Source organism: Rhodococcus sp. (in: high G+C Gram-positive bacteria), assembly GCF_049591685.1.
GTDB lineage: Bacteria > Actinomycetota > Actinomycetes > Mycobacteriales > Mycobacteriaceae > Rhodococcoides.
Window position 1 is genome coordinate 1 of record NZ_JBAWFH010000047.1, and the last position, 11,355, is coordinate 11,355.

Consider the following 11,355-nt stretch of genomic DNA (forward strand, 5'->3'; position numbering starts at 1 on the left):
GTGTATTCCTGAGCGGTTCCGGTGGGTCGTCCGTGCTGGGAGAGGTACAGCCACACACGGTCACCGGCGGCGAGGCCGTCCACTCCGGTGCCGACGGCGTCGACGATTCCTGCCCCGTCCTGATTGGGGACGACCTCGTCGAATGCCAGCTGCCCGGTGGCGCCGCTTCGGCTCTTCCAGTCGGTGGGGTTGACGCCGGAGACCACGACTTTCACCCGTACCTCACCGGGGCCGGGCTCGGGGATGTCACGTTCCACGAGGTTCAGTACGGAGGAGTCGCCGGTTCGGGAGTATGTGATTGCCTTCATGCTGTGGTGCAACCCGTCCACGGGTGGTCAAAATTCCGTTGCCGGGTATGTACCCCTCGCGGACAGCTGTTCGGCCGGCACTACGAAGGGGTCTTCCTTGAACCACGCAGAAGTATTGATCGATGCGTTCGAGCGGATCAGGGGCGTCGTTCACGACACTCTGGACGACATTCCTACGGATGCGTTGACCTACCGTCCGGACCCCGAGGCGAACACCATCGCATGGCTGGTGTGGCACCTGACGCGGGTGCAGGACGACCATATTGCCGGGGTGGCGGGCAGCGAGCAGGTGTGGACGGCGGACGGCTGGAACGACCGGTTCGGCCTGCCGTTCGACGACGGTGAAATCGGCTACGGGCAGAGCGCGGACGACGTCGGTCGGGTGTCGGCGGGTGCAGACCTTCTGCGTGACTATCTCGATGCCGTGCACGCGAAAACCGTCGCCTACATCGGCTCGCTGGCCGCCGAAGACCTGGGCCGTGTGGTGGACGAGAACTGGAGTCCGCCCGTCACGCTCGGTGTCCGTCTGGTGTCGGTTGTCGCGGACGATCTACAGCACGCCGGTCAGGCGGCCTATCTGCTCGGCATGTTCACCCGCGCTCAGGCGTAGTGCCTGCGTAGGTTGTCGAGCGTTTTCTCGATGTTGCGGCGCTGAAACTGCGGGAAGGTCTTGCCGCTGGTGACGATCTTGTCGAACACCGAGGCCAGTGCGTCGGGCCACTTTCGGCGATCGTCGGTCCATGTCTCGGTCACCTCGGTGCCGCCGTCGACGGCGCGGAAGTCGTATCGCCACGTCGCGTTGGCGCCGCGGAGGCGGGGAGTCTTGATTCCGATTGCGTGGACGGTGAATTCGAACGCCTGGCCCGGGTCGGCAACCGTCACGGTGCAGCGGGTGATCCACCGTGCTCTGCCGCGCTTGTTGCGACCATCGAATGTCATTCCGACATAGGCGCTTTCACGCGGATCGTGCACCACCGCTCCGCGGTTTTCGGGGCTCCAGTCGCCCATCCTGGTGGGATCGCTGATCGCGTCGTACACCGTCCGGGGGTCGGCGCCGACGACGACGCTGTCGGAGACGGTGAATTCGCGCGTCACTTCTTCAGGCCCGGGTGGATACGAGCGAGGATGGGCACGAGCACCGATCGCGGTGTCACCTGCGCGAAGATTGCTCCGACGCGGTTGGCAGTACCCGGTATCGCCACCATCTGACCCTTGGCCATGCCGTTGACGGCGGTCTTGGCGACATCCTCGGCCGAGACCCACATGATCGACGGCAACGCTGCCTCGGCGTCACCTTTGCCGAAGCCGGCGGCTTCACCGAACCCGGTCTGCACCGGTCCCGGGCAGAGGGCGGTGGCGCTCACTCCGGTGCCGGACAGCTCGCCCGCGAGGCTTTGCGTGTACGACAGGACGAAGGCTTTTCCGGCTCCGTAGCCCGCCTGGCCTGGCAGCGGCTGGAACGCCGCGGTCGATGCGACGTTCAGCACGGCTCCACGTCCGCGCTCGGTCATCCCCGGCAGGAACCTGCTGCACAGGTCCGCGACGGCGACGACGTCGACCTCGATCATGTTCATCTCGGCTTCGGGATCCGAAGAGGCGACGGGGCCGAGGGTGGACAATCCGGCGTTGTTGACGAGCACGTCCGGAATCAATCCCAGCGCTTCGATCCGGCCGAGGAGTTCTGCGCGGTCGGACCGCTTCGCGAGGTCGGCGGGGAGTACCTCGGCGCGTACGCCGCGGGCGGTGAGTTCCTCGGCGAGGGCGGTCAATTTCTCGGCTCGACGCGCAACGAGCGTGACGCCGTGCCCGCGGCCGACGAGTTCGCGAGCGATGGCTTCGCCGATCCCGGAGGACGCTCCGGTTACGACTGCGGTTCGGTCGGGTGCTGGGCGAGGAAGGCTCATGACTCCACCGTAGCGGCAGCATCATTCCAAGATCCTGAGCGAAGTTTCAGAGCGTTTGAAATTTTGATGTAGGTAAGCCTAGGCTTCGATCACTGCTCGACTGATTGATTCCTCGGAAAGGCTTTCGATGCGCTTCGCTTCTCTCCGACGCACCGCGGTGTTGTCAGGCTTCTTGGCTGCAGTTTTGTTGGTCGGGGGGTGTGGCTCGTCGGAAGACGGCGCCGCCCCCAATGTGGCGGACGAGAGTGTGGCGGACGAGAGTGTGGCGGACGAGAACTTCGAGACGGTCACCATCGACTCCGCTTTGGGGCGGGCAGTGATCAGCGAGAAGCCCGAGCGCATTGTGACGCTCGGGATGGGTTCGGCGGAGACGGCCATCGCGCTCGGCACCGTCCCCGTGGGTATCGAGGAATACCCCTGGGGTTCCGACGAATCCGGCTATCTGCCGTGGATTTACGACGCTGTCCCGGCCGATCGGTTGCCCGAACAGTTCACCGGCGGAACCGAATTGAACGTCGAGGCCGTCCTCGCGCTCGACCCCGACCTGATTCTCGCCCCGTGGTCCGGCATCACCCAGCAGCAGTTCGACGCGTTGAACGATTTCGCTCCCGTCGTCGCCTACGAGGAGCAGCCGTGGACCATCACCTGGGAGGACCAGATCGGGGTCATCGGCAAGGCGATGGGTGAGGAGGAGCGGGCCGCGGAAGAGATCGACAAGATCAAGAGCCGCTTCGCCGACGCTGCCGCCGCGCACCCGGAGTACAGCGACGTCACGTTCTCGTACATCTACAACACCGGCCCGGGGACGCTCGGCGTGTTTCTCGCCGAGGAGCAACGCGTGGCGATGGTCCGTGCGCTCGGCCTGCAGGTGGACCCGGTGGTGAATACGCTCGAAGAAGTCGCGGGCACGGACTCGGCCGTCATCGGCCTCGAGAACGCGAACAAGTTGAACGACTCGGACTTGATCTTCACCTTCTACTCGGATCCGGAGAACAGGCGCGAGACCGAAGCTCAACCCGCCTACAACGTGATCCCCGCGATCGGACGCGGATCGGTGGTCGCGCCCACCGATCAGCCGTTCGTCACCGGCAGTTCGATCATCAATCCGCTGACGGTGCCGTGGGCGCTCGAGCAGTACGTCCCGATGATCGACGACGCTGTCGCCAAGCTGAACTGACGGCCCGCTGCGTCAGCGCGAGTCCCGCTCCGCTTTGAACCGGTTCCACTCGCTGCGCAACATACGGTTGTCGATGATCCACCCCATGTAATCCCGCATGTTGAGCACTCGGAGATACGCCGGCCCGCCCGGGTCGGCGTATTCGAGCGCCGCGGTGGCGAGCGAGCGTTGGTTCTCCAGGTAGGCATGTTCGTTCTCGAGAAAGCCGCCCCACACGTCGGCGTCCATCACGTAGTAATGTACTCGGTCCTTCGGTTTACGAACCTGCTGGACGAACCCGCGGGCGATCAGGCGTCGCACGTAGCCCGACACCGATCCTCGGCTCGTGTCGAGCGCTTCCGCCAACTGGGCTGCGCTGACGCCGGGAGACTCGTCGATCAGCAGGTAGCCGACGATCCGGCCCTCGATGCGGGAGGCGCCGCCGGACTGCCAGTAGTCCGCGAAACGGTTCGTGAACCACTCGGCGAAATCGTCAGGTGTTGCCGGCCCCTTCTCCGCCATTGCGCTTCCCTTTCGCCGGAGAGATTTCGTCCGCGATTGTTCCACGACTTCGGTCAGATGGATTCGCGGCGAGCCTCCTGCTCGAGTACCTGGTCGAGGTCCGACAATCGATTCATCGACGTCACCTGACGCGCGGTACGGTGGTTCTGCGCCAGTCGATCTCGGTGCCGATGCACAAAGGCCCAGTAGCCCGCGGTGAACGGGCAAGCATCGGCGCCCAGGCGCTTCTTCGGGTTGTATTCGCACCCGCCGCAGTGGTCGGTCATTCGGTTGATGTACGCACCGCCGGAGGCGTACGGCTTGGTTGCGATGAGTCCGCCGTCGGCGTGCTGACTCATCCCGATGACGTTGACCGGCATGACCCAGGCGAACCCGTCGACGAACGCCGTGGCGAACCACTCGGTGAGCGCCTTGGGGTCGTAGCCGCGCTGCAACGCGAAGTTTCCCAGGATCATCAACCGCGGAATGTGGTGCACCCAGCCGCGGTCGTGCAGTTCCTTCACCGTGTGCGAAAGGCAGGCGGCGATCGGCTCGTCGCCGTCGAGATCGGTGAACCACTTCGGCAGGGGAACATGCGCGTTCAATTCGTTGCGGTCGACGTACTCCGGCCCGAAGTGCCAATACAGATGCCAGACGTATTCGCGCCACCCCAGGATCTGACGAACGAAGCCTTCGACGGACGCGAGAGGTGCATCGCCGTCACGCCACGCCCGTTCCGCAGCCTCCGCCACCTCTAGCGGCTGCAGAAGTCCGAGGTTTTGCGGGACGGACAGCAGCGAGTGCGCCATCGTCCAATCCTCGGTCATGACGGCGTCCTCGTACTTGCCGAAATCAGGTAGGCGGTACGCAACGAAATGCTCGAGGGCGCGCTGCGCTTCGTCTGCGGTGACGGCGAACAACCGCGGACCGTCCTGCCCGACGGTGTCGAGTTCCATGGCATCGAGATCGCGGCGCACCTCGTCGTCGATCGAGTCCTCGGTCGGCCACCACGGGGCGTCGACGCCGAGCTTCGCCTGCTTCTTCGGGGGTGGCTCGCGGTTCTCCTCGTCGAGGTTCCATTTACCGTTCACCGGATCGTCTCCGGACATCAGGATGTCGAATCGGCGACGCTGATCGCGGTAGAACGTCTCGAGCCGGAATTGATGACGGTTGCCCGCCCACTCCTCGAAATCGGCGCGAGCGAGCGCGAACATCGGGGTCGGCAGGACGTCGACGACGAGGCCCTCGTCGCTGAGTCGGTTCACGAAGCGTTCGGCTGCATGCGATGTCGGCTGGTACACGAGCACCGGCCGGCCGAATTCGGCGAGACCCTCCCGGTAGGTCTCGGTGCGCAAGTAGGTGGCGCGGTCTCCCAGTTCGTCCGCGAGATGCCGCATGCCCGAGAGCAGCAGGTGAAGCTTCTGTCGATGAAAACGTCGTCGACGCAGTACGGCCGCACTTTCGATCAGCAGGACATCCCGCTGCTCGTGCTCGGCAGTCGAGTGAAAGTGCGGTCCCAATTGATCACCGAACAGCCACAGCGGTGTAGACGGAAGGGGTGTAGAAGGGGACGGCGACTGCGAAGCCGGGGAGGTCATGCCTGGGAGGGTGCTCTCTTCGATTCGTCAGCAAACACCGGAAGACGTAGGTGAACACTCACCCCCGGTGGCCAGCCCGACTTGACCGCAGCCCGAAGTTCGCATGGACTGGCTCGGTGACCGTGAGACAGGCAGTGTCCAGACGAGGCTTCTTGAAGGGCTCGTCCGTCGCAATTGCTGCCGCCGGCGCCGCGTCGGCCCTGCCGGCCGTCGCCCACGCTCAGGGCGAAGAGTTTGCTCCGTTCGCGCACGGTGTCGCGTCCGGCGATCCGACGCCCGATGCTGTGATTTTGTGGACGCGGGTCACTCCGACGCCCGATGCGACGCCGGGTTCGGGCAAGGGCCCGACGACGACCGTCCGCTGGCGGGTCGCCACCGATCGCGAGCTCACCTCGCTCGTGCGCAGCGGCACCACCACCACGGGCGTCGACAATGACCACACCGTGAAGATCGATGTCGACGGTCTGTCGCCGGCCACCACTTACTACTACTGCTTCGAGGTGCTCGACGGTTCGGCCTCGGGCACGCAGTCAGCAGTCGGAACCACCCGTACGGCTCCCGCCGCCGATGCCGACGTCGACCGCATCAGGTTCGGCGTCGTCTCATGCTCCAACTGGGAGTCGGGCTACTTCGGGGCGTACCGCCATCTCGCGGCCCGCACCGATCTCGATGCGATCGTGCACCTCGGTGACTACCTGTACGAGTACCGCACCGGTGCATTCGCGGGTAAGAACGGCGTCGTCCGTCAGCACGACCCGGTGCACGAGATCGTCAGTCTCGCCGACTACCGGATTCGCCATGGCCAGTACAAGAGCGATCCGGACCTTCGGTCCGCGCACCTCGGGGTTCCCTGGATCTGCACCTGGGACGACCACGAGAGTGCCAACGATGCCTACGACGGCGGCGCCGAGAACCATCAGCCCGAGACGGAGGGGCCGTGGAACGTGCGCAAGGCCAACTCGGTGCAGGCCTACTTCGAATGGATGCCGGTGCGTGTCGCCGGTTCACCGCAGAACCGTCATCTGTATCGGCGCCTGCGATTCGGCAACCTGCTCGAGCTGTCGATGCTCGACCTGCGGACGTATCGGTCCAAGCAGGTCACCCCGACGCAGGGTAGTGAGATCGATTCGACCAACCGAACCATCACGGGCAGCGACCAGATGCAGTGGCTCACCGACGGCATCGTCAGTTCGCCGACCAGATGGAAGATCGTCGGCAATCCGGTGATGATCACCCCCATTCTGCTGCCTCCGCTCGAGAGCGAAGCAGCGCGCGCACTGACGGGTCTGCTCGGTATCCCCGAGGCCGGTGTGCCGTACATGGCCGACCCGTGGGACGGGTACACCGCCGACCGCAAGAAGCTGCTCAGCGCAATCGCGGACAACGGCGTCACCAACACCGTGTTCGTCACCGGAGACATTCACTCGTCGTGGGCGTGCGACGTTCCGCAGGATGCAGCCCGCTACTTCGAGACGGGTGCCGTCGCGACGGAGCTCGTCGTCACCTCCGTGTCGTCCGCCAACGTCGACGACCTCACCAAGACCCCGCCGCACACGTTGGGACGCGTGGCCGAGGCTGCGTTGACGACGTTGAACAGGCATGTGCGCTTCGTCGAACTCGACAGTCATGGTTTCGGTGTGCTCGATGTGACCCCGTCCGGAGTGCAGATGGACCATTGGTACCTCGACGCCAAGGAAGATCCGCTGACGGGCGTCTACTGGGGTGCCGGGTTCACCGTCCCCGACGGTGTGGCCCGCGTCCAGCCCGCTCCCCTCCCCGTGCGTACTTAGTCGCGCCACAGCGACACTTTTCGAACACGGCATACTGGGCGAGTGGCTGTACCCAAAATCGTCCTGTTCTACGTGTTCACCCCGCTGCCCGATCCCGAGGCGGTGCGGCTGTGGCAACACACGCTGGCCGAGGCCAACAACCTGACCGGGCGCATTCTGATCTCCGAGCACGGCATCAACGCCACGGTCGGCGGCGAGGTCGGCGACGTCAAGAAGTACGTTCGCGGTACCCGCAGCTATGCACCGTTCCGCGACGCGGACGTCAAGTGGTCGGATGGTCTCGGCGACGATTTCCCTCGGCTGAGCGTGCGGGTTCGTCCGGAGATCGTTACCTTCGGCGCCCCGCACGAGCTGAAGGTCGACGAGAACGGGGTTGTCGGCGGAGGGGTGCATCTGAGTCCCGAACAGGTGCATCGTCTGGTCGACGAACGCGGTGACGACGTGGTGTTCTTCGACGGACGTAACGCGTTCGAGGCCGAGATCGGCAAGTTCAAGAACGCGATCGTACCGGCCGTCGACACCACTCGCGACTTCGTGGAGCAGCTCGAGTCCGGTGAGTTCGACCATCTGAAGAAGAGCCCCGTGGTCACCTACTGCACCGGCGGTGTCCGCTGCGAGGTGCTGTCGTCGCTGATGCGTTCGCGCGGATTCGAAGAGGTTTATCAGCTCGACGGCGGCATCGTTCGCTACGGCGAAACCTACGGCGACGACGCACTGTGGGAAGGCTCGTTGTTCGTGTTCGACAAGCGAATGGCCCTCGGTTTTTCCGATCACACGTCCGTCATCTCCACCTGCTCGGTATGCGGCAACCCCACGTCCCGCTACCAGGATTTCGACGGCGACGCCGGTCGCGGGCTCCGCCTCGTGTGCGTCGACTGTGCCTGAACCGCGCGAGCACCGAAACGGGCTGGCACCCCTGCGAATCAGGTTGCCGCACGGTGAATCGGCTGCCACCGTGCTGGGGTACCTGCAGCGAGAACACCCCGCGGACGATTGGCCGACGGCCATGGCAGTGGGCGATGTGGTCGACGAGAAGGGTCGACGGTGGGACGCGCAATCACGTTACGCTGCTGGTCGTTTCGTGTATTTCTATCGTGAACCCGCACCCGAGGTGCCGGTGCCGTTCGAGCTAGACATCCTCTACGACGGGGACGGCATCGTCGTGGTCGACAAACCTCACTTCCTCGCGACAATTCCGCGGGGTATGCACGTCACGGAAACAGCGACGGTTCGGCTGCGGCGACTGCTCGACTGCCCGGATGTAACGCCCGCGCATCGACTAGACCGCGCGACGGCCGGCGTGCTGATCTTCACTCGCGCGAGGGAGCTTCGACGGCCGTATCAGGAATTGTTCGGTGCGCGTGCAGTTCTCAAGGAGTACGAGGCCGTGGCGGGTTACGATCCGGCGCTCGAGTTCCCGCGGGTCGTGCGCAGTCGAATAGTCAAGGAGCACGGTGTCATGGTCGCTCGTGAAGAGCCGGGCGAGCCGAACAGTGAAACCAGAGTCGAATTGATCGAGACGATGGGGGAGTGGGCCCGCTACCGCCTGTTTCCCGTGACCGGCCGGACGCATCAGCTGCGAATCCATCTGTCGTCGTTGGGTATTGCTATCAAAGGCGACTCGTACTACCCCGTGAACACCCATGCTGCAGCAGACGACTTCGGCAATCCGCTACAACTTCTCGCTCGGGCAGTGGAGTTCGACGACCCGATCACCGGCAAGCGCCGACGCTTCGAGAGCAGACGGCACCTGGCGGGCTGAGCCGGCGCCCGCGAATCGGCACACGGCCATTGGAACTAGATGAAAGAACCTTCATCTAGTTCCAATGGCCGTGTCATGGTCGGCGGTCAGAGTTGCTGTCATGCACACAGCCAGTCCGCTCCGAACACGGCGCCCAACCATGACGGTGGCCGAACTGTCGGCGCCCATCGCGCCGCAGGCACCGGACACCCGGGGGTCGACGCCGACGCGGTGGAAGGTAACCGCGGTCATCATGGCCGTGACGACGGTGATCCTCGTCGTGGGTTCGCTGTTGGCGTACGCGAATTTGCTGCGCGATGTCGACGCTCGTGCGGATACCGAGATCGCCGAGGGCATCGAAAGTTTCCGTGCGTTCGCATCGGGAGGTGTCGATCCGACCACATCGGTGCCATTCGACGGGGTTGCCGGTCTGCTTCGCGCGTACCTCGACAGTCGACCAGGCGAGAAGTTCGGGGTTGTCGGGGGCGAAGTCGTCGGCGCGCCCAGTGGGGACCTCGAACAGGCAGTCGAGCAAAATCCGTCGCTGATCGAGTTTCCGACCGCTGAAGATCAGGCGGGTGTCGTCGACACCGCGGCGGGTCCGATGCGGTGGGTCAGGGTGGACGTCGACGGGCCCGACGGTACGAGAGGGTCTTTGTTCGCGGTCACGTTCACCGAGTCCGCCCGCGCCGAGGTCCATCGCACGATGCTCACCACGGCGGTTGCCGGCGCAGTCGGCCTGATCGTGCTCGCCGGCGCTGTGCACTTCATCGTGAGCGGTAGCCGGGTCCGCGTACCGATGCCGTCGGCGATGACATCGATCAGCGGTGCAGTGGTGATGGCTGTGTGCGGGCGCGTCATCATGGCCGGTGCGGCGGGCGAGCTGTCCGCGGACGCCGTCGTCACGCTTGTCGTGTTCGCCGTGGCAGTGTGGGCGTGGATCTTCGCACCGATCGACGACACCTACGTTGCGCTCGGCGCCGCGCTGTCGCTCGTGGTGCTCGGGCCCGTCGACGCAGACACGTTCACGGGCACGCTCGGTGACACCGTCATCTGGCTTCTGGTCGGCTCGTTCGTCATCGCGGCTGCGGTCACGGCCAGTGGTCTTTCGGCGCGGGTGGCGGCCCGTGTGCTCACGGTGGCGCGGTCCCCACGGCAGCTGGTCCACCTCGTCACGTTCGTCCTGCTCGTCACCACCTTTGCCATCCCCGCGACGTCGGGGAGAGCAGCATTGGCACTTCCCGTCTTCCTCGCGCTGGCGACGGCGTTGCGTGCGCGACCCGCACTGGTTTTGGCACTGGCAATCGTGTTTCCCGCTGTCATCCTGTTCTCGGCCATCGGATCGCTGCTCGGTGCCGGAGCCCATCTGATCACCAGCGAAATACTCCGCACTGCAACGGGTTCCGGTATCGACTTCCTGACGTGGATGATGCTCGGGCTACCGTTGGCGCTTCTCTGGTCGCACGCAGCTGCCGAGATCGCCCTCTCGATCTTCACGGACCGATCCGAACGCGCAACCCCGTTGGCGTTGACCCGCAACATGTTCGACGACGCAGGCGCATCCGGACCCCTCACGCGGCCGCAGCGCCGAATGATCGCCCTGCTTGGTATCGTGGTCGCCGCGTGGTGCAGCGAACCCGTGCACGGTGTCGACCCGGCCATCGTGGCGATGATCGGCGCCCTGATCGCGTCCGCTCCCAGGATGGGCGCCACGACATTGCCCGCAGCGATCAAGACCATTCCGTGGGCGCTGCTGCTCTTCATGGCCGCGACGCTGTGCCTCGGCGTCGCACTCACCACCAGTGGTGCGGCGGAGTGGTTCGCCGGTGTCGTTTTCGAGCCGATCCGTACGGCGGGTACGTCGGCGGCGACGGTGTTCGTCGCCGCAGTGGTCGTGGTCTCGTTGCTCGCCCACCTCTTCGTGCAGTCCCGGTCCGCTCGATCGGCGGTGCTCGTCCCGATCGTGGTCGCATCGGCGCCGGCACTCGGAATCGACCCTGCAGCAGCGGCTTTCGCATCGACCGCGGCGGCAGGGTTCTGCATGACCCTGACCAGCTCGGCCAAACCGGTCGCGCTGTTCGCCGCGTCGGAGACGGTACCCGGTTACTCCGGTGCCCATCTGCTCCGGTTCTCCGCTGCGTTGGCGCCGGTGTCCATCGCGCTGATCCTCTTGTTCTCTCTCTGGGTGTGGCCTGCTCTCGGTCTACCCCTGTACTCGTCCTAGTTCGCCACCTATCCAAGGAGACAACCATGTCTGTTCGTGTACCTCGCCGAATCCTCGTAGCCCCGAGCGGTTTCAAGGAGTCCCTCTGCGCCGAGTCGGTGGCCGCGGCGATTGCGTCGGGCGTGCGGCGTGC

At 65.0% G+C, this 11,355-nt stretch carries 11 protein-coding genes; 6 read left to right on the top strand and 5 right to left on the bottom strand.

Annotated elements, in window-relative coordinates:
- Positions 1–308, bottom strand: a 308-nt coding sequence (locus WBQ44_RS01920) for an alcohol dehydrogenase catalytic domain-containing protein (RefSeq protein WP_495565049.1), incomplete at its 3' end; no start/stop codon positions are given.
- A gap of 97 nt (positions 309–405) precedes the next feature.
- Between WBQ44_RS01920 and WBQ44_RS01925 the strand changes: the two genes are divergently transcribed.
- The gene (locus WBQ44_RS01925) at positions 406–918 is read left to right on the top strand and encodes a mycothiol transferase (protein ID WP_495565050.1); all 513 of its coding nucleotides are present in this window, start codon (positions 406–408) and stop codon (positions 916–918) included.
- On the opposite strand, the gene WBQ44_RS01930 is transcribed toward WBQ44_RS01925, so the two are convergent.
- Positions 909–1,403 (bottom strand): SRPBCC family protein, encoded by a 495-nt coding sequence (locus WBQ44_RS01930; protein WP_495565051.1) that lies wholly within the window; start codon positions 1,401–1,403, stop codon positions 909–911. The genes WBQ44_RS01925 and WBQ44_RS01930 overlap by 10 nt on opposite strands.
- Positions 1,400–2,212 carry an SDR family NAD(P)-dependent oxidoreductase gene (locus WBQ44_RS01935; protein ID WP_495565052.1) on the bottom strand — a complete coding sequence of 271 codons (813 nt, stop codon included), beginning with the start codon at positions 2,210–2,212 and terminating at the stop codon, positions 1,400–1,402. The genes WBQ44_RS01930 and WBQ44_RS01935 overlap by 4 nt, the downstream gene beginning before the upstream one ends.
- 127 nt (positions 2,213–2,339) lie before the next feature.
- Between WBQ44_RS01935 and WBQ44_RS01940 the strand changes: the two genes are divergently transcribed.
- Positions 2,340–3,389 (top strand): iron-siderophore ABC transporter substrate-binding protein, encoded by a 1,050-nt coding sequence (locus WBQ44_RS01940; RefSeq protein WP_495565053.1) that lies wholly within the window; start codon positions 2,340–2,342, stop codon positions 3,387–3,389.
- A 12-nt stretch (positions 3,390–3,401) separates the two neighbouring features.
- Here the strand turns inward: WBQ44_RS01940 and WBQ44_RS01945 are convergent, their stop codons facing one another.
- Both WBQ44_RS01945 and WBQ44_RS01950 read right to left on the bottom strand, forming a co-directional pair.
- Positions 3,402–3,890 carry a GbsR/MarR family transcriptional regulator gene (locus tag WBQ44_RS01945; protein ID WP_495565054.1) on the bottom strand — a complete coding sequence of 163 codons (489 nt, stop codon included), beginning with the start codon at positions 3,888–3,890 and terminating at the stop codon, positions 3,402–3,404.
- A 53-nt stretch (positions 3,891–3,943) separates the two neighbouring features.
- Complete coding sequence (locus WBQ44_RS01950; RefSeq protein ID WP_495565055.1) at positions 3,944–5,467, bottom strand: cryptochrome/photolyase family protein; 1,524 nt, start codon at positions 5,465–5,467, stop codon at positions 3,944–3,946.
- A 116-nt stretch (positions 5,468–5,583) separates the two neighbouring features.
- Here WBQ44_RS01950 and WBQ44_RS01955 point away from each other — a divergent pair, with 116 nt between their 5' ends.
- The 4 genes from WBQ44_RS01955 to WBQ44_RS01970 all read left to right on the top strand — a co-directional run bounded on the left by WBQ44_RS01955 (position 5,584) and on the right by WBQ44_RS01970 (position 11,222).
- Positions 5,584–7,257, top strand: coding sequence for an alkaline phosphatase D family protein (locus WBQ44_RS01955; protein ID WP_495565056.1), 1,674 nt, complete (start codon positions 5,584–5,586; stop codon positions 7,255–7,257).
- A 42-nt stretch (positions 7,258–7,299) separates the two neighbouring features.
- On the top strand, positions 7,300–8,142 hold the full coding sequence (gene trhO, locus WBQ44_RS01960) for an oxygen-dependent tRNA uridine(34) hydroxylase TrhO (RefSeq protein WP_495565057.1): 843 nt from the start codon (positions 7,300–7,302) through the stop codon (positions 8,140–8,142).
- Positions 8,135–9,019: a pseudouridine synthase gene (locus WBQ44_RS01965; RefSeq protein ID WP_495565058.1), complete on the top strand. Its 885-nt coding sequence runs from the start codon at positions 8,135–8,137 to the stop codon at positions 9,017–9,019. The genes trhO and WBQ44_RS01965 overlap by 8 nt, the downstream gene beginning before the upstream one ends.
- A gap of 100 nt (positions 9,020–9,119) precedes the next feature.
- On the top strand, positions 9,120–11,222 hold the full coding sequence (locus WBQ44_RS01970; RefSeq protein WP_495565059.1) for an SLC13 family permease: 2,103 nt from the start codon (positions 9,120–9,122) through the stop codon (positions 11,220–11,222).
- Positions 11,223–11,355 lie beyond the last annotated feature (133 nt).